Below are 17,415 nucleotides of genomic sequence, written 5' to 3' on the forward strand. Positions count from 1 at the left end.
CTAATCAGTTTATATTAATGATTAAAAGATGAACCAAACCATGTTGAAGCTTCTCCGGCCAATGATCCTTGTTTTTATTTTATTGAATGGGTTTTTTATTGTGGGCAGGTCGTGGTTGGAAAAAAAAGGAATTGACCAGGAGGTATTGATTATTGGCAACCTTGTTTTGTTTGCTGTTTCCATATTGACTTTTTGGCTCACCTGTCGCAGCCTGAAGTCTGACAATACACATGTCTTTGTCCGCGCCTTGTATACCGGTTTTATAGTAAAATTTTTCGCCATAGCGCTGGCAGCATTCATCTACATTTTGCTGGCTGAACAAAACCTGAATAAGCCAGCGCTTTTTTGTATGATGGGTTTGTATATTGTTTACTCGACTATTGAAGTAAACACTCTTTTGCGGATATTGAAGCAAAAAAAGAATGCCTAAAAAAGAAGTCCCGATCGGCCAGTTACAGGATTATTTACCACCAGGCACCTACGAGGCTGTGCTTGACTATTTGCGGCAACATAAAGTTCATTTGACAATTGCCCGCGAACGCAAAAGCATCCTTGGGGACTACCGGCACCGCACTCATCATACTAACCACCGGATCAGTGTGAATGGAAACCTGAATCCTTATTCTTTTCTTATCACCTTGCTGCATGAATTAGCTCACCTGCTAACCTTTGAACAATTCGGCAATAAGGTTTTGGCACATGGTCGTGAATGGAAAACCATTTATGCTAGAATGCTGGCACAATTTCTTCAACATAAAATTTTTCCGCAGGATATTGAGGCAGAGTTAATTTTATCACTCAATAACCCTGCTGCCAGCACCTGTGCTGAGGATGGCTTATTGAGAGTGTTAAGAAAGTATGATTCGAAGCAAACCCATCATCGGCTGGTGGAAGAAATATCCATGGATGCATATTTCCGTACCAGCGACGGGAGGATCTTTAAAAAGCAGGAAAGGCTCCGGAAGCGATTTCGGTGTATTGAAGTTAAGACGGGTAAAGTATATTTATTCAGTCCCGTTTATGAAGTAGAGTGGTTGAATGCCGGGTAAGATTTTTTTTAGGCATCGTGGTTTGATTAGCTTTGTTTAATCAAAAACCATTGATTATGAAAAAGATCTTAACAGCTCTTACATTTATTTTAGGCGTTACTATTGCCAATGCACAAACAGAAAAAGGTGACTGGATGGTTGGGGGCGGTTTTCAACTCAATACATCTGGTAATAACACTATCATAGCATTGACGCCGAATGCGGGCATATTTCTCATTAATAATTTGGCACTTGGCGGAAATCTTCGGTTTTCCTATGTTAAAGCAGAAGACACGAAAGTTACTGATTTCGGCATTGGCCCCTTTGTACGTTACTACTTTACAAATGCCAACGTGAGACCTATTCTTCATGGCAGTTTCGATTTTCTAACTTCAAAGACAAAAATTATAGGGCTCGGATCTTCAACCAGCACTGGTATTAATTACTTCCTTGGTGGTGGTGCCGCTATTTTTATCAGCGACCAGGTATCTATTGATGCCCTGATGGGGTATGATCACACAAAGTATGAAAACGAGGATGGCAGCGGCGGTTTTGCTATGACGGTGGGCTTCCAGGTTTATATTCTTAAACGCCAAATGGACAAGGTCAGGGGGAAATAAGTCTTCTATAAATGAGGCTGCCTCAAAAGTATTTCTCGCAACGGCCGCTAAGAAAGCAAAGGACACAACGGTTTGAAAACTATGATTCATCTTTGCGTCGCTTTTCACTTTGCGTTCGCTGCGTGAAACTCTTAAACCTTTTGAACTTATTCAACTCTTTAAACTTTTCAGCATCCACCGACTGCAACCGGTATGACCGCTATTGCCCATCGGCCCTTTTAAATATTCAAAACCAAATTTTTCGTACACTTTCAGCGCCTGTTTGAGTTCAGGCATCGATTCAAGATAAACTTTTTGATAGCCATACTCTTTGGCAAAAGCGAGGCTTTTCTCAATCAATTCACGTCCCAGGCCCATGCCCCGTGCTTCAGGCAGCAGGTACATCTTTACCAGCTCGCAGGTGTCAGCGGCAAGACCATCAGTAGGATAGATGCCACCGCCGCCAACAATTTTCCCATCGAGCAGCGCAACAAAATAAGCCGCACCTTTATGATCAAACAATTCATAAAGTGCATTGGTGGACTCGTCGTAATACACCGTGCCGGGGTGGTTGGCGCCGAATTCAGCGAGGGTATCTTTTACAATTTTTGCAAGATGTGGGTTGTCTCCAGGCTCTATAGTGCGGATAACTATTTTGCTCATCCTTCAAAAATACAAACGGTGCCGGATAACTCATTGCCGGCAAAATAAAAGCCGGCATTTTTTAAGATAAATTTCCGTGTCAGAATGACTAACTTTATAAAGCTCCCGGTCTGATTTTTTTAACCAAAACATCAAGGCTATGCTACAAGATATAGCTCCTGCCATCGGTTCTTCAGAGAAGGTAAAAGTGCTAACCGCTTTACCTGGCAGTGCAGAAGGAAATTTTGCGTTTGACAGCAGTATCTCTTTTCTTCCCTTTGTCAATTACCTGAAAGACCATTTAACGGGCATTGATGATACCCGATCGAGATTTTATCATTACCTGATTGAAAGATTTGAGACAGAGCCAGCCCTGCTGATGCCGATCGATGACAACAGGCTTTTGGATGAGCACAGTAATCTCCTCGAACTGTTGGGAACAGCGCTTTTCCCCGTTGTTACCGATCCGGAAAAAAATATTTTTACTCTGGGTGTTCCTTACCAGTTTTCCATCTTTAATGAGTCGGCTCCTTTCAAGAAATTATTTGTGGATAAAGAGGAGCACTTTCTGTTGCCCCAGGACAGTTTGTCGGAACAGATCCGGCAAATAAAATGTTCGCTTATTTACGAGCATGCTCTGCAAAAATTTTATGGGATAAAACTGAATGCCAATACGGATCTCGTCTATCCAATTGCTGATCCTGCAACCGGTTTGAAGCGATATTACAAATTGCGGTATGACAACCGGTTTATTGACCTGCATGCCAAGGGAGATTTGCCGCCAATAAAAGATTGTGCTGTTTGTTTAAATACTTTCAGAATACTTGACCTGGAACACCAGATGAAAAAAATGCCGCTTGAACTGTTTAAAGCAGAAGGTTTTGGTGTTTGGGTCGCCGAAGATGTGACAGTGCAGGAATCACTCGACGCTATCAAAAAATTATTGCTGAGAGAAGAAACTTGCAGCCCCGGTATCATTCATGAGCTGAAAGAATGTATTCATGCGTTGACCGGCCTAAATGAAGTGGAGGTAGGAATAGCCCCTTTTGTTAAGCTGAACAATGAATTTGTGCTGGATGATACTTGTACACGTCATGGCCTGATGGGCAAAAACTGGAAGGCGTCAAACGAGGAGGATATAAATGATTTTAAGAGCAGCGTTGCCTTTCTTTCTGAACGACCGGAACCGATGCCCATTCCTGTGGTGGATGAAAATCTAATGAATGTTGCGCCATTCTTCAGGGATCTTTTAAAAAGGGGAATGAGGAGTTACCTGATTTATCCTGTTCAAAATAATGATGGCTTGCTGGGCTTACTTGAATTGGCATCCCCGGTGTCCAACCAGCTTACGCTTGATATTATGACGAAGCTGGAACCGGCGATGCCACTTATTTCGCTGGCCCTGTTAAAAAACAGGGACTCTTTTACGGAAAGAATTGAAAAGTTGATCAAGGAAAAGTTCACCGCTTTGCAACCATCGGTAGAATGGAAGTTTGCGGAAGTAGCCTGGAACTATATGAAAAGCCCGAATGGTAATGGCAGCAGCACCGCGAGCAATGTGATTTTTGAAAATGTGTATCCGTTATACGGGGCAATCGATATACGCAATTCATCACTGGAAAGAAGTATAGCTATTCAGAAAGATGTGAAGGCTCACCTGGAGCTGATCGACACTACGTTTGATAAACTGGATGCTATTATGCACCTGCCATTGCTGGAAGGATTGAAGTTTAAAATCTTCAATTATAAAGGAGCTATTGACAAAAGCATGCAGGCGGAAGATGAAATCAGGATCAACGATTTTTTTGCCAATGAAGTAAACCCCGTGTTGCTCCATCTCAACAAAAGCAACAGCAAAACCAATGAAGTGATTGGTGAGTATTTTGCTATTGTGAACGATAGCGATGGATACTTGTATAAGCACCGTAACGAGTATGAAAAAACATTGGCAGCCATAAATGAGGCGGTGCTGAATTATTTGCAGAAAGAAGAAGAAACCCTGCAGCAGTCTTACCCGCACTACTTTGAAAAATACCGAACCGATGGTGTTGAGTATAATATTTACATTGGCCAATCCATATCGCCGAATAATCCATTCGACCAGCTTTATTTGAAGAATATCCGTTTGTGGCAATTGAAATCGATGGCTAATATCGCAAGGATAGCGAACGAAATGATCCCCTCACTCCCTGTTCGTCTGCAGACAACGCAACTGCTGCTGATCCATAGTCAGCCAATCTCTATCAGCTTCCGCAGGGACGAAAGAAGATTTGATGTAGAAGGGTCATACAATATTCGCTACGAGATCATGAAAAAAAGATTGGATAAAGTGCATATAAAAGAGACGAGTGAAAGATTGACACAGCCCGGCAAAATAGCTATGGTTTATTCCAATCAGAAAGAAGCGCAGGAGTACCAGGAGTATATCCAATTTTTACAAAGTAAAAAGATACTAAACCCCGGGTTGGAAATGCTGGAGCTGGAAGAATTGCAGGGCGTTAGTGGATTGAAGGCTTTGCGGGTTGATATCAACCTTGAGAACCTTACCTAGATTTTAGTAGAGATTGTCAAAATCAAGTTCAACATTGCCAAATACAGGATAACCGGTGCAGGTAAGTGCCCGGTTATTTTTTATATCCTCATCGGTCAGTACTTCATTGTATTTCATCCATACTTTACCTTCCATACATATTGCAGCACAGGCGCCGCATCGTCCTGTTTCGCAACTATAGGGCAACTCAATGCCCGCCTGCTTTGCTGATTGTAAAATAGTTTGCGGGTATTCACTTCGGAATTCATACTCTTTTTTATCCAGTGTTAGTTTTACTTTCCGCGGTGAGATATCCGGCGGTAGCGTTGGTATGTGTTGTATGGGGATGACAAATTCTTCTTTTCGGATATTGGCGGCTTTTATTCCGGCAGATAATAAAGTGATTGTGATCATCCGCATGTAAGCAAAAGGGCCACATAAATAAAACAGGCATTTTTTGGTTGGTGCTGTTACATGTTTTTTTAAAAGTTCACCCAATAACCAATTGCTGAGTCTTGCCTGCTTATAGTTGGTTGCGTTACTGAATAGCCAAACAATTTCAAGGCGGGACGGGTACTGTTTTTTTAGTTGCTGGATTTTGTCATAAAATATAGTATCCTCTTTTGAACGGTTGCTATAGATAAGTACAACGCTTATTTTCGGATACAGGTGCAGAACGGTTTTCAACAGGCTGTATATGGGAGTGATGCCGCTTCCCGCTGCCAATAAAAATAATTGTTCGTATACGTGAACATCATGGGGCAAGGTGAAAAAGCCACTGGCGCCTATCGTAGTTAATGTTTCGCCCGGTTTAGTGGTATCAACCAATTTCCTGGAGAAAAGGCCATTGACTACTTTTTTGATCGTGATTTGCAATGACTCTCCTAAGGCAGGAGAAGAAGAGATAGAATAGTTTCTTCTTTGTTCGCCAAATGGTGTTTCAAAAATAAAAGTCAGGAATTGTCCCGGTTTATAAGGTATATTTTTCCCGTCAACAGTTTCCAGTACAAAAGTTTTGGCATCATTTGTTTCCCGGATGATTTCTTTTATTCTTACTTTTTGTCGCTTGCTCATACTAAGTTGACGGATGATGCAAAATAAGAGAAATAAAGAATCAACCAGTTTGAAAATATTTATTGCATTAGTCAAGCGTTATAATCACCGGCATGTGATCGCTGTACGGGGACCAATAGTCATAGTCGCCAATTTCAACCGATTTTATTTTTTCACTCAAGTCAGCAGATAAAAAACAATAATCAAGATGATAAGGTTTATCCTGGTGCCGGTACAGGTAGTAGGTAGGATGTTGTTCTTTGCCCTGCACCTGCTGATGATGCAGGTGATAGCAGCTATAAATGCCTTTTTCTTCCAGGTGCCTTACTACAGTGGAATGATTCCCTGCTCTTCTCTTTCTATCCCAGATCGTGTTACTGTTAAAGTCGCCAATAAGGATGGTTTGTTTATTGGTAATATATTTTTTGTAATGATGAATGGCTTTCCATATTTGCTCTATATACTGGCCATCCGGATCGGTAGGGTTATTAGCCCAGATAGCATAAAGTAGAAATTTTGTAGTGCCACCCGTAACAGTAACAGGAATGATCATCCTGAGATCGGGATTGTGTTTTTTATGCACTCTGAAGCGAAAATCACTGTAAGAAAAAATGCCGAGGCCTTTGTTTTGGTTATTACCAAACCACAACATGTCGGATGGTTGCCGGATGCCAGCGCTAAATTTTAATTTGTCCGGGTGTTCACATTCCGGTACGATCACAATGTCCGGATTCAGGCTCAATAGCAGTCCTGCCTTTTTGCGAAAAGCCATATTGCAGTTCCAGGTGATCAGCTTCATGTGCATAAATTTAATTGTAAATAAAAAAGTTCCGGAAAATAGTTTAACAAAAGTTTGCCTGGCACAGGATGAGCTGTACTGAAATCACTTTTACTTTTAAAGATGTATTTATACCGCTTTCTTTTTCTTTTGGTGATGATGAGTCTTTGTCAACTGGTGAGTGCTCAACAAACTCTAAAAGGAAAAGTGTACGAAGCTTTTACTGATTCCGTTCTTTCAGCAGTTAATATTTTTAATACGCATACGAAAAATTCTGTAAGATCAGCAGCGGATGGAAGTTATGGCATCGCCGCTTCAGAAGGCGATATCCTTATTTTTTCGGCAAGCGGTTTTAGAACGGATACCATCGAAGTAAGTTTTAGTTTATTGCTGACACCATTTGATTTGAATCTGCACCGGCAGGTTGTGTCATTAAAAGAAGTAAGAGTTACGGGGAGCTACCAGGCAGACTCATTGGTAAGGCGAAATTATTATAGCCATATTTATGCAAAGCAGGCTGGTATTACGGGTCGTAACCGGCCGGCAAATGGGGTAGGAGTTACTCTCAGCCCGGTTAGTTTTTTCTCCAAAGAATCAAAACAAAAAAGAGGTTTGCGTAAACGTCTTGAAAAGGAGGAAAAGGAAAATTATATTGATCATTCCTTTGCTATGCCATGGGTAAAAAAAGTAACGGGTTTAGATGGCGACTCGTTATCAGTATTTATGTATCGCTATCGTCCATCGTATAAGTTTTGCCGGAAGACAGACAGGCAGGGCATGTTGATTTACATTAACGATAAATTGAAGGAGTTTAGAGATCCGAAAAGTTCACGATAGCGATCAGGTGATTAATTGCCGGGTAACGCAAAAGCTACATACTGATCTCCTGACTTGCTGCCGATCTTACCGCCGCCACAAGCAATCACGATATACTGTTTGCCATTTAGTAAATAAGTAGCAGGAGTGGCATAGCCAGCGGCAGGTAATTGATGTTCCCATAGCTGCTTGCCTGTTTTTTTATCAAAAGCCCTGATCTTTTCATCTTTGGTACTGGCGATAAAAATCAATCCACCCTTTGTTACCAAAGGGCCGCCATAGTTTTCTGTTCCGGTAACAGGCATTCCTTTTTTTGTTAATTCTTCATATTCACCCAGCGGCACTTTCCATAGTAACTTACCGGTATTTAAATCGACAGCATTCAATGTACCCCAGGGTGGTTTAATGCCGGGATAGCCATCTGCATCCAAAAAACGATTGTAACCTGTCATCGTATAAGGCACTTCATCCAAAATGGTTTTGGTAAGCGATTGTTTTTTTGATGCCGGCTCTTTGGCTTGTGAGCCGCTACTTGTTGGTTTCTTGTCTGGTTTGTTCAACAGGAAAGCCGCTAATGCTTCTTTTTCATCCGTAGTCACCTGCTTGAATGCTGGCATCATATTTCTGCCGTTCTCAATGATATTGGATAAGGTTTTGTCCGTGTATTTTTTTTCAAGATTTACTAAAGAAGGAAACGAAGTGCCGTTGCCTTTTAATTCCGGTCCATGACAACTGATGCAATATTTACCATATACAGATCGTCCAATTGTTTTCAATGAATTTGATCCGGTGTTTTTACGGGGCATATCAATCATCTTTAACAGCCAGGGCAATTCGCTTGAATTGACATAGAGTATCCCCGACTCATCATCCACGGCCGCGCCGCCCCATTCACCACCACCATCAAAACCGGGAAAGATCCAAACTCCTTCTTTGTTGGGTGGAACAAACATTCTCCCGTCTTTTACTGTATTGAATATTTTCATCATAGCAGCATGCACTTCGGGTGTACGATCAGACACATCGGCGGCAGTAAATGTTTGTCTTGAAAATGGTTCCGGAAGTGTAGGGATAGGTTGTGTTGGCCAGGGATCTTCACCCGGTAATGCAGAAACAGGTACTGGCCTTTCTTCTATTGGGAAGATGGGCTCACCCGTCTCACGGTCAAACATAAAAATATAGCCATGCTTGGTGATCTGCGCCACGGCATCAATTGATTTGCCATCTTTTTTTATGGTGATTAAATTTGGGTTGGCCGGCAGGTCACGATCCCAGAGATCATGATGGATAACCTGGTAATGCCAGATATATTTTCCAGTCTCGGCGTCGAGTGCGATGAGTGAATTGCCAAAAAGATTTTGTCCTTTGCGGATGCCACCATAAAAATCCCCACCTACAGAACCGGTGGGAATATAGACAATGCCTCTTTTTTCATCCAATGACATACCGGCCCAATTATTAGCGCCGCCTAATTTTTTCCAGGCATCTTTATCGGGCCATGTCTCGTAGCCTTTTTCACCGGGCCGGGGAATGGTATGAAAGGTCCAGGTTAATTTTCCCGTCATTACATCGAAGGCTCTTATGTCGCCGGGTGCAGCATCAGCTGATTCTGCCACACGTCCACCCATGATCAAGGTATTTTTAAAAATAACACCGGGTGTTGTGCCAGCTATAAATGGATTGTAAGTGCCGGGTTCCCGGTCAAGGTGTTCAGTGAGATCAATAAAACCACCTTTACCAAAACTGGTAATTGGTTTTCCATCAACGGCGTTGATGGCAAAAGTTTTTGAACCGGCAGAATAAAGAATGCGTTTATCCGTAGCGGTTTCATTTTGCCAATACATGACACCACGACTGACTTTAAAATAAGCAAAGGGATCCTTATTCGCCGACGTATCAAGTGATGATGGAAAGAATTGCCATTTCAATTGTCCGGTAGCGGCATCCAGGGCAAATAAAGTTAGTTTCGGTGAAGTGCCATATAACACAGCATCAACCATGATAGGGTTACACTGATTTTGGGAATGGTTGCCTGTGTCTTTGTCACCCGAAGAAAATGTCCACGCAATCGCCAACGAACTTACGTTGCCCGTATTGACCTGGTCATTGGAGGAATAGCGATTACCTTCTTTGTTACCGGCATATGTTCGCCAGCCGGAGTAGTCAGTGGATTTTATTTTACAACCAATGAGAAAAAGGAGAAACAAGACACCCGCAATCATATTTATTTTCATACCGGCGATTTCAGGGAAGTTAGGAACATTCTATAGCAAACAGAAAAGTTTACCGGCAGGTTTTTAATTCCCACGAATCAATTAAACCTTGACATGAATGTTTCGATCTCCCATTCTCTTTTTGTTTCGCTCATCGTGGCGCATAATATTTTTTCGCCATCGGTACGGACATTGACAAGTCCATACACAATACCACTTACAAACATGCTTTGCCAGAAGTTCCTTGTCCGAACCTGGCCGCCGGAGGTAAATTGCAGGTTAGCTTTTTTGTTTGAAGAATTATACGTTTTGTGCACACCATTTTCGTCAAGGATTAGTTTTTCCGGTTGCGTTATTTTGTAGCTCCTCGCAATTTCAGTGGAATAAATGAGTGGCGTAACCACCCGGTCATCTTTAATGAGTTTATGACCTGTTAATGCACTGGCGGCTACAATCTTTGGCCGGGGGTGATTGTGTCCTTCATTGTCGCCGGAAGAAATAACGGTTGCTGACGCAGATAGCGCAGATAAAAATTCAAACGAGCAATCATCACTACCATGATGGCAGGCTTTTGCCAGGTCACAGGACAGTTCGCTTAAATTTTGCTGGTAAAAATTCAGGATATGTTTTTGACTTTGTGAATTGAGATCGCCTGTGAGCAATACCCTTGTTTTTCCATAATCCACTCTCAATAGCAAACTATGGCCGTTGGTATTGATATCATCGCCATTAGTGAATTTTTTTAAAGCCGGTTTACCATCCAGTGTCTCTTCGATCGGCGCCAGCACTTTGATGCTGGGTTTATTCGGCTTTGGTTCAAAGCCGGGAACATAACCGTTGCTGTTTCGTTTATTACTCAATCGTTCGCAGGTACCGGCTGTATTCACGATCAAACTGATAAAATCTTTCCATTGACCCTGCAGGCTATAACCTGTACTGCCAGCAGCACTGCCACCGGGGAGATATTTTTTCAATGCTGTTTTGTTATCCAACAGCGGTGTCCAGAATCCATCTTTGTTTTGCCCAAGGCCTCGTTTGCCATTTTTTTCAAACCAGTTGATGCCGGCATAGTAAAAGTTTTTTACTTCCACCTTTGTCAACTTTAATTCATTCACTTCATTCGGATTGATGATATCCCATAACCCACCATAGTGATCTTCGTCATTATGTGAACTCATCATGACATCGAGGGTAATCTTTGTTTTGCCATAGTCACGGTCAAATTTCCAGTCAACAAAATCGGCGGCATTTCGTTTGGTGATTTGTTTTTTTCGGATGTAGCCGCCATCGATTAAAATATGCTTACGGTCAGGTGTCACGATCAATACACCATCTCCCTGGCCCACATCAATAAAATAATATTCCAGCAAGGCTTTATCACCGATATGGTCCACGTTTACATAACCGTTGATGCCGCGGGCCTTTACTTTTACCCTGCCGGTTGCAGGCTGTGGCTCCTGCAACTGAACAGAATCACCCCACAGGAGGGAGATGCTTTTTGTGTTGGTTGTTTTGTTAGTAAAAAGAGGAATAGTGTCCTGCGACACATAGCGTGTAGTAGTGGCCATGGTTAAAAGGTTTAATGATTAAGGCATCATTAAGTTCCTTTAAATTTTGAAGAAGGCCAAAAGAAAATTGAAGCTGTTTAATTATCTCTATCTGTCAAGAAGGATTGTTACCATTAATCATTGCCTTTGTAAAAAGAAAAAGCGACGCCTATCTCGGGTGCCCAATCCGGAGCCTTGGAACTAAGCCCGAAAGCATTATTTATTTTGAAGTACATTTTTTTGTTTACATGTAGTTGTACTTCTGTTATCAATTCCACTTCATCTTCATTGCCTTCAACACCGCCGTAAATTCTTACAACCGGTGAAATGCGTTTCAGGTATTCAATAGCGTATTCGCCGGGTTTTATTTTTTTCTCTTCTACCGGGTATTCCGCTGCAATCCTGACAGCAATGGTGCCAAAGGAATAACCGCGGATAAGGCCGGCGCCCAACTTAAATTCCCAGTCCTGCGTGCCGATGATTTTGCGATGGCGTTGAAATGGAAAATTTATTTCGAAATAGCTGTTTATTTCGGGCCGGTTAGCTGTTTCCTTCAACCAGCGGAAATCAAATTGTATCTGCACATCACCAAACCCTTCTTCTTTTAACCGGAAAGGCATAGCAGAATGATCGGATGGCGACTTGTGTAATGTGGCTGATGAAATAACGGCTGCTTCTACCTCCATTACCAGCCAGTCGGTAAATCCGTAGCCAAGAAAAATCAAAGCTTCATGTGCCCTGAAACGGCCGCGGTAATCTGTAGCAACAGTATAACCTAATTCTTCCGGCTTGTATTCAAAGTTTTTGTCGCTGTAGTATTCGAAAAAAGGGTAGACTACCAACTCATTTTTTCTTATATAGGTGCCAAAAATAGATGTGCGCATGCCGGTTCCCCTGTCCCTAAGATAGGAGGGAATACCAATTGAATTATTCGTGTCCTGTGTGTGGGCATTCAAAAAAATGCTGATCAGCAAAAGCAGTAAAAGAGATTCGCGTTTCATAAAAACTGTTTATATGAATAGTGGCAGGAAGTGAGGTATCAGGTTGGGAAAGGGAAAAGATTCTTTGATAAATATTATTCACCTGAATGATTTTCTACTAAAACAGTTATTGAAACAGGTGGACACAACTTTGTCTTACCTGCGCAATAAAATGCTATTGTACCTTTCAATTGCTGTGTTTATCCGTAGCAGGATAAAAAATCAGAAACGTATTTTCAAACCACCCACCAGGCCTATTGAGTTGGGATATGACCGGACGACAGAACCTTTATTAATAGATGTGAGGGCAAACCTTGCTGTTGGTGCAAGGGTCAGAGATAATTTATTGGTCAATTTATATTCTGTGCCGACTCCTGCCAGCCAGGTGAAATAAGTTGGTTTTAATCCCTGTATATCCGTTAAAATATCTATTTCATTATTGGCGCCGTCTTTAACTTCTGTTTCCAGCACACCTGCTGTTAAGAAATTAACCGAAACGCCGCTCATGACATCAAAGCTGAACTTACCTTTTGACAACTGGTAACTGATGGCTACTGGAATAGCTGTATATCGTAATTTATGCGCAGCAGCCGTTGCGGTCAAACTATCACCAATAACCGGTGTGTTTTGAAATGAGGGAAGTATATACCCGTAACCCGACGAAATGTTTACCCGGTATTTTATCACGCCACTATTGTCGGGCTGTGCATAAATGGTTTTAGGTTTTAATAAAATATTAATATTGGAAAAGCTAACTCCTGATTGGATGCTCCACCTGTTGTTTAGCCTGTATGCAATCAATATCCCGGCTGTGGATGAAGATTCATGATTTTCGGTGGTTTCAATTTTTTGGACATCATCAGGTTGATTGCCGTGATCATCATTTTCCAGGCGGTACGATGCAAGATCAGGTGAAAGAAAGGCGGTAACGGAAAACCGGGATGGCTTAGGTCTGTTTATTTTTATCGGTTGCGGCAATTGTTTTACAGGGTCAATGGGTAATGTAAAAGAATGCTGAACGGAAGAATGGATCAATGGTAGTTGCTGGATAAAATAGCCGGATAGAGTTACCTTACTGTCGGCCTGTGAACCGTGTAGTTTAGTTAACTTATTTGGATCAACTGGGTTTATTGCTGTTGTCGAATTATCGCCTGGCCAGTTGGATTTTACTGTAACCGGTTTTTGTGAAATATTTTCTTTGTTGCTTATTGGTTTATCTATGGATAGTATAGGATCGCTTAAGGTAGATGATTGAGAATTTCCAGGAATTATACTTGGAGTAGTTGGTTGTTTTGAAGAGTGATCTTTTGATGACGATAAAGTTTTTTTAGTGTTGCCAGGTAAATTTTCATTCTCATAATTGGACTGTTTTCTTTTTGCTATATCGTTGCCACTATGCCGGTTTAGTTCATAAATGCCAATACTGATTAAGAGGAGAAGGATCAAAAGGGCAACTCTTTTTAAACTGGTGTATTTTCTTTTTATGTCGGCGATATTATCCTTGTCAAGCCGGTTCTCCATCGTGCTCCACAGGTTTGGAGATGGAACTCCTTCATGATCATCCAATGCTGACTTGAACAACTCTTCAATATGATGTAGATTTTTTTCCATGTTAAACATTTTGTTTCGCAATTTTTAAACTGTTAGTTACCGCTCTTTGTAAAATAATTTTTGCATCATATAAGTTGGATTTGGATGTGCCTTCCGAAATGTTTAGCAGCTCCGCGATTTCGCGGTGCTTCATTCCTTCAAATACATGAAGGTTAAAAACAATCCGGCAGGCCGGCGGCAATGACTGCACCATGCTTAATAATTCTTTTTTTGATAACTGGCTGATGACGGATTCTGCTGCGGAGTCTTCGGTATTGACAGGTTCAATATTTAGTACCAGGTGCATTTTGGGTTTGCTCCGGTAATGTTGTATGGCGCAATGCACCATTATTTTTCTTATCCATCCTTCAAAGGAGCCTTCCTGTCTGAAACTTTTTAGCGATTTAAATGTCTGAACAAATCCTTCCTGCAATATTTCTTCTGCTTCCTGGTTGTTTTTTGTATAGCGCAGACAAACTCCAAGCATTTTGCCCGCATACAACTTATACAACAGGTTTTGCGAATGACGGTCACCTGCAATACAAGCCTGTATCAGTTGGGTTGGATGGTCCATACCGGTTACGATATTGAAATAGTAGTATAAACCGGGCAAAAACGTTGGGTCAATATCTAAAAAGAGTTGACCTGTTGCAAAGTTGGTGAGAAATTATGGTATGCGATGTTTTAAAAAAAGGCTCGTTTCATTAAAGAGCAGGTCCAAGGGGGAGGATTATTGCCAAAGGCAATAAAATAAAGCTGCGAAACTAGAAGTTTCGCAGAGCGGATTTATTTTTCCTCAGGAACATCATCGATGCTGTAATAAATCTTCAACCCCCTCTCTTTTGCCTTTCTTACATCTTCATCAGCTCCTTTGGAGGCGCCTTCCAGGCGAAGAACCGCGTCACATTTGTCGAGCAGGCGGTGAGCAACAGGATATTGAATTTCTTCCCAGGCAGCATCCCCGGGTTTGGCAGAACCCGCCAGGTGAATCAATGGCAAAGCCACCCATTCGCCGATCATGGGCACATGTCCTTTGCGAAAGAGTGGGAGAGATACCGATTCCAGCCGGTCAAGATTTTGTTGCATCAGTTTGGGATCATCGTTTGTTCCGCTGCGGTAAGGTCCTGCAATGAGAATAAGCATGGTTGATTTTTTTACAAAACAAGCAAGAAAATGGTAAGAGAAAATTAAGATAGATTAAGAAATAGATTTGCCACTTTTCTTCTTGCGGATAGCACTTAAGAATTCCGGCGTTATGCCCAGGTAGGAAGCAATTTGTTTCTGGGTAACTTGCTGTGCAATCTGTGGATACTTATTTAAAAAGCGATCATATCGTTCCTCGGCGGTTAGCGTTAAGTTTTCGATAATGCGCAGTTGTTCTCTTGTATAAGCGTTTTGCATGAGGATGCGGAAGAAGCGTTCAAATTTGGGAATGTTGTAAAACAGCTTGTCAAAATTTTCTTTGCTGATCTGCAGGATGCAACTGTCGTCAATCGCTTCGATATACATTATAGCGGGCTTATTGTTCAAAAAGCAATACATATCTGTCAGCCACCAATCGGCTACGGCAAACATGATCGTCGATTCTTTGCCTTCTTTGTCGAGGCAATAAGAACGCAGGGCGCCGGAATGTACATAGCTTAAATATTTGCAGGCCTGTCCTTCGGTCAGCAGCAAAGTCTTTTTGGGAACTTCTTTATAAATCAGGAGAGACGTAAATAAAGCCGCTTCCTTTCCCTCAAGGGTAATATGTTTGGAAACGTTTTTTAGAATTAGATCAACTGTCATTCAAAAATAATTAAACATCCATAGTCCATTCTTTAATATCGTCAACTGGATCTGGGAGCCTGCCTTCAAGCCATTCCTTTAAATCTTGTGGAGTAAAGTCAATACTATTTGATTCAATAATCCAATATAAAAAATCCTTTGGACCGCCATTTAAATAAGGTGGCGCTGAAGCAGGATAAAACACTACCGGTAATCGTTCATTTAGTGACAGATAGTTTATGATATGTCCAAATTCCTGAACTACATTCCAGGCTAACTCATCTTCTATATCAATCGAAAATTTAAGCCACCAATTTTGATTATCATAAACGCCAGTAGCTATTGAATGTTTTATTGCCGGAATCCTCTTCATGAATTCAAGTAATTGTTTAAAGTTGACGTTTTCCATTCTGCATAGTTAAAATAAAGGTATGGCGATCTGCCTTTAGCGTTTACATAGATAGCTGCTTCAAATCTAGTTGAATTTTCAACAGAGCAATTATCCAATAAAAATCCCGTCCACTTTTATGAACGGGATTCGTATCTCATACTTCTTACTTCGTATTTACGCCACCGCTTTCTTCACCAAATCAGCTGCTTCACTCAACAGGATGGCTGATTCAACTTTCAGCCCGCTTTCATCGATCAGCTTCTTGGCTTCTTCAGCATTGGTTCCCTGCAGGCGAACAATGATCGGGATATTGATATTGCCTAAATTTTTATAAGCATCGATCACACCCTGTGCCACCCGGTCGCAACGAACGATACCGCCAAAAATGTTGATGAGAATTGCTTTTACGGCAGGATCTTTTAAAATGATCTTGAAACCGGCTTCTACGGTTTGTGCATTAGCGGTACCACCTACATCCAAAAAGTTAGCAGGCTCACCACCGCTCAGTTTGATCATATCCATAGTAGCCATCGCTAAACCAGCACCGTTTACCATGCAACCTACATTGCCATCCAGTTTTACAAAGTTCAGATTGTATTTACCAGCTTCTACTTCGGTGGGATCTTCTTCTGTTGTATCCCGTAAAGAAGCCAGGTCCGCATGACGCATCAAAGCGTTATCATCCAAATTCATTTTGCAGTCAACGGCCACGATTTTATTATCAGCTGCTTTGAACAGCGGATTTATTTCGAGCATGCTGCAATCCAAACCCACATAAGCGTTGTATAAGTTGGTAACAAACTTTACGCAGTTCTTAAATGCTTCGCCGCTCAATCCAAGATTGAAGGCAATTTTTCTTGCCTGGAAACCTTGCAGGCCACCGGAAGGATGCACCCATTCCTTAAATATTTTTTCTGGGGTATCATGTGCCACATCCTCGATGTTCATACCGCCTTCCGTGCTATACATGATCACATTTTGACCATTGCTGCGGTCCAGCAGGATGGATAGATAAAATTCTTTCCTGTCACTAGGTCCATCATAATACATGTCCTGTGCCACCAGCACTTTATTTACCACTTTGCCGGCAGATCCTGTCTGAATAGTCACCAGGGTGCCGCCCAGTATTTTTTTAGCAATATCGGCTACATCTTCCAGGTTCTTTCCCACTTTTACTCCATTGATTCCGGTTTCCTTTACTGTGCCCTTACCACGGCCACCCGCATGTATTTGTGCTTTTACTACGGCAAAGCTGCTGCCGTATTGTGTCTTGATCTGCCGATAGGCTTCTTCGGCTTCGTGTACGGAGGTACAGGCATATCCTTCCTGTACGGTAACATTGTATTTTTTCAGTAATTCTTTCGCTTGGTATTCGTGGAGATTCATGGTCTAAAAAAATTTGCTGCGAAGATAAGGGAAAGATGAAGTCGGAAGTCGGAAGTATGAGCCCTGGAATTTCCGGTAGTTGACGTTTTCATTCG

At 41.8% G+C, this 17,415-nt stretch carries 17 protein-coding genes; 5 read left to right on the top strand and 12 right to left on the bottom strand.

Annotated elements, in window-relative coordinates:
* Positions 1-40 precede the first annotated feature (40 nt).
* Genes ACFEL9_RS07900 through ACFEL9_RS07910 form a run of 3 tightly spaced genes read left to right on the top strand, consistent with a single transcriptional unit; the run spans position 41 to position 1,648 of the window.
* On the top strand, positions 41-430 hold the full coding sequence (locus ACFEL9_RS07900; RefSeq protein WP_385888061.1) for a hypothetical protein: 390 nt from the start codon (positions 41-43) through the stop codon (positions 428-430).
* Positions 423-1,049 (top strand): SprT-like domain-containing protein, encoded by a 627-nt coding sequence (locus tag ACFEL9_RS07905; RefSeq protein WP_385888064.1) that lies wholly within the window; start codon positions 423-425, stop codon positions 1,047-1,049. Before ACFEL9_RS07900 ends, ACFEL9_RS07905 begins: the two co-directional genes overlap by 8 nt.
* 56 nt (positions 1,050-1,105) lie before the next feature.
* Positions 1,106-1,648: a hypothetical protein gene (locus ACFEL9_RS07910; RefSeq protein ID WP_385888066.1), complete on the top strand. Its 543-nt coding sequence runs from the start codon at positions 1,106-1,108 to the stop codon at positions 1,646-1,648.
* Positions 1,649-1,798: 150 nt separating this feature from the next.
* Here ACFEL9_RS07910 and ACFEL9_RS07915 read toward each other — a convergent pair whose 3' ends face one another.
* Positions 1,799-2,290 carry a GNAT family N-acetyltransferase gene (locus tag ACFEL9_RS07915; protein ID WP_385888069.1) on the bottom strand — a complete coding sequence of 164 codons (492 nt, stop codon included), beginning with the start codon at positions 2,288-2,290 and terminating at the stop codon, positions 1,799-1,801.
* 139 nt (positions 2,291-2,429) lie between these two features.
* Between ACFEL9_RS07915 and ACFEL9_RS07920 the strand changes: the two genes are divergently transcribed.
* On the top strand, positions 2,430-4,820 hold the full coding sequence (locus ACFEL9_RS07920; RefSeq protein ID WP_385888072.1) for a hypothetical protein: 2,391 nt from the start codon (positions 2,430-2,432) through the stop codon (positions 4,818-4,820).
* Positions 4,821-4,823: 3 nt separating this feature from the next.
* On the opposite strand, the gene ACFEL9_RS07925 is transcribed toward ACFEL9_RS07920, so the two are convergent.
* Together ACFEL9_RS07925 and ACFEL9_RS07930 are read right to left on the bottom strand one after the other, a co-directional pair.
* Positions 4,824-5,873, bottom strand: a complete 1,050-nt coding sequence (locus ACFEL9_RS07925; RefSeq protein ID WP_385888074.1) for a 2Fe-2S iron-sulfur cluster-binding protein — start codon at positions 5,871-5,873, stop codon at positions 4,824-4,826.
* A 67-nt stretch (positions 5,874-5,940) separates the two neighbouring features.
* Complete coding sequence (locus ACFEL9_RS07930; RefSeq protein ID WP_385888077.1) at positions 5,941-6,651, bottom strand: endonuclease/exonuclease/phosphatase family protein; 711 nt, start codon at positions 6,649-6,651, stop codon at positions 5,941-5,943.
* Between the two features lie 102 nt (positions 6,652-6,753).
* Between ACFEL9_RS07930 and ACFEL9_RS07935 the strand changes: the two genes are divergently transcribed.
* The gene (locus ACFEL9_RS07935; protein WP_385888079.1) at positions 6,754-7,467 is read left to right on the top strand and encodes a peptidase associated/transthyretin-like domain-containing protein; all 714 of its coding nucleotides are present in this window, start codon (positions 6,754-6,756) and stop codon (positions 7,465-7,467) included.
* 11 nt (positions 7,468-7,478) lie between these two features.
* On the opposite strand, the gene ACFEL9_RS07940 is transcribed toward ACFEL9_RS07935, so the two are convergent.
* From ACFEL9_RS07940 to sucC, 9 genes are all read right to left on the bottom strand, one after another.
* Entirely contained in the window at positions 7,479-9,680 is a 2,202-nt protein-coding gene (locus tag ACFEL9_RS07940; protein ID WP_385888081.1) for an outer membrane protein assembly factor BamB family protein, read from the bottom strand.
* Positions 9,681-9,757: 77 nt separating this feature from the next.
* Entirely contained in the window at positions 9,758-11,227 is a 1,470-nt protein-coding gene (locus ACFEL9_RS07945) for a ComEC/Rec2 family competence protein (RefSeq protein ID WP_385888084.1), read from the bottom strand.
* A gap of 113 nt (positions 11,228-11,340) precedes the next feature.
* Positions 11,341-12,207: a hypothetical protein gene (locus ACFEL9_RS07950; RefSeq protein ID WP_385888086.1), complete on the bottom strand. Its 867-nt coding sequence runs from the start codon at positions 12,205-12,207 to the stop codon at positions 11,341-11,343.
* Between the two features lie 201 nt (positions 12,208-12,408).
* Positions 12,409-13,797 (bottom strand): hypothetical protein, encoded by a 1,389-nt coding sequence (locus ACFEL9_RS07955; protein ID WP_385888088.1) that lies wholly within the window; start codon positions 13,795-13,797, stop codon positions 12,409-12,411.
* Position 13,798: 1 nt separating this feature from the next.
* Entirely contained in the window at positions 13,799-14,350 is a 552-nt protein-coding gene (locus ACFEL9_RS07960) for an RNA polymerase sigma factor (protein ID WP_385888091.1), read from the bottom strand.
* Between the two features lie 212 nt (positions 14,351-14,562).
* The gene (locus ACFEL9_RS07965) at positions 14,563-14,919 is read right to left on the bottom strand and encodes a hypothetical protein (RefSeq protein ID WP_385888093.1); all 357 of its coding nucleotides are present in this window, start codon (positions 14,917-14,919) and stop codon (positions 14,563-14,565) included.
* A 54-nt stretch (positions 14,920-14,973) separates the two neighbouring features.
* The gene (locus ACFEL9_RS07970; protein ID WP_385888096.1) at positions 14,974-15,564 is read right to left on the bottom strand and encodes a Crp/Fnr family transcriptional regulator; all 591 of its coding nucleotides are present in this window, start codon (positions 15,562-15,564) and stop codon (positions 14,974-14,976) included.
* 10 nt (positions 15,565-15,574) lie between these two features.
* Positions 15,575-15,952, bottom strand: coding sequence for a hypothetical protein (locus ACFEL9_RS07975; protein ID WP_385888099.1), 378 nt, complete (start codon positions 15,950-15,952; stop codon positions 15,575-15,577).
* A gap of 156 nt (positions 15,953-16,108) precedes the next feature.
* Complete coding sequence (sucC, locus tag ACFEL9_RS07980; RefSeq protein ID WP_385888102.1) at positions 16,109-17,320, bottom strand: ADP-forming succinate--CoA ligase subunit beta; 1,212 nt, start codon at positions 17,318-17,320, stop codon at positions 16,109-16,111.
* Between the last annotated feature and the right edge of the window lie 95 nt (positions 17,321-17,415).

Origin of the sequence: Terrimonas alba (genome assembly GCF_042434975.1) — a bacterium.
GTDB lineage: Bacteria > Bacteroidota > Bacteroidia > Chitinophagales > Chitinophagaceae > Terrimonas_B > Terrimonas_B alba.

What these genes read in the sequence shown, in the direction of transcription:
- ACFEL9_RS07900 (WP_385888061.1), top strand. Translation starts at nt 41, where the DNA reads ATGTTGAAGCTTCTCCGGCCAATGATCCTTGTTTTTATTTTATTGAAT.
- ACFEL9_RS07905 (WP_385888064.1), top strand. Translation starts at nt 423, where the DNA reads ATGCCTAAAAAAGAAGTCCCGATCGGCCAGTTACAGGATTATTTACCA.
- ACFEL9_RS07910 (WP_385888066.1), top strand. Translation starts at nt 1,106, where the DNA reads ATGAAAAAGATCTTAACAGCTCTTACATTTATTTTAGGCGTTACTATT.
- ACFEL9_RS07915 (WP_385888069.1), bottom strand. Translation starts at nt 2,290, where the DNA reads ATGAGCAAAATAGTTATCCGCACTATAGAGCCTGGAGACAACCCACAT.
- ACFEL9_RS07920 (WP_385888072.1), top strand. Translation starts at nt 2,430, where the DNA reads ATGCTACAAGATATAGCTCCTGCCATCGGTTCTTCAGAGAAGGTAAAA.
- ACFEL9_RS07925 (WP_385888074.1), bottom strand. Translation starts at nt 5,873, where the DNA reads ATGAGCAAGCGACAAAAAGTAAGAATAAAAGAAATCATCCGGGAAACA.
- ACFEL9_RS07930 (WP_385888077.1), bottom strand. Translation starts at nt 6,651, where the DNA reads ATGAAGCTGATCACCTGGAACTGCAATATGGCTTTTCGCAAAAAGGCA.
- ACFEL9_RS07935 (WP_385888079.1), top strand. Translation starts at nt 6,754, where the DNA reads ATGTATTTATACCGCTTTCTTTTTCTTTTGGTGATGATGAGTCTTTGT.
- ACFEL9_RS07940 (WP_385888081.1), bottom strand. Translation starts at nt 9,680, where the DNA reads ATGAAAATAAATATGATTGCGGGTGTCTTGTTTCTCCTTTTTCTCATT.
- ACFEL9_RS07945 (WP_385888084.1), bottom strand. Translation starts at nt 11,227, where the DNA reads ATGGCCACTACTACACGCTATGTGTCGCAGGACACTATTCCTCTTTTT.
- ACFEL9_RS07950 (WP_385888086.1), bottom strand. Translation starts at nt 12,207, where the DNA reads ATGAAACGCGAATCTCTTTTACTGCTTTTGCTGATCAGCATTTTTTTG.
- ACFEL9_RS07955 (WP_385888088.1), bottom strand. Translation starts at nt 13,797, where the DNA reads ATGGAAAAAAATCTACATCATATTGAAGAGTTGTTCAAGTCAGCATTG.
- ACFEL9_RS07960 (WP_385888091.1), bottom strand. Translation starts at nt 14,350, where the DNA reads ATGGACCATCCAACCCAACTGATACAGGCTTGTATTGCAGGTGACCGT.
- ACFEL9_RS07965 (WP_385888093.1), bottom strand. Translation starts at nt 14,919, where the DNA reads ATGCTTATTCTCATTGCAGGACCTTACCGCAGCGGAACAAACGATGAT.
- ACFEL9_RS07970 (WP_385888096.1), bottom strand. Translation starts at nt 15,564, where the DNA reads ATGACAGTTGATCTAATTCTAAAAAACGTTTCCAAACATATTACCCTT.
- ACFEL9_RS07975 (WP_385888099.1), bottom strand. Translation starts at nt 15,952, where the DNA reads ATGGAAAACGTCAACTTTAAACAATTACTTGAATTCATGAAGAGGATT.
- sucC (WP_385888102.1), bottom strand. Translation starts at nt 17,320, where the DNA reads ATGAATCTCCACGAATACCAAGCGAAAGAATTACTGAAAAAATACAAT.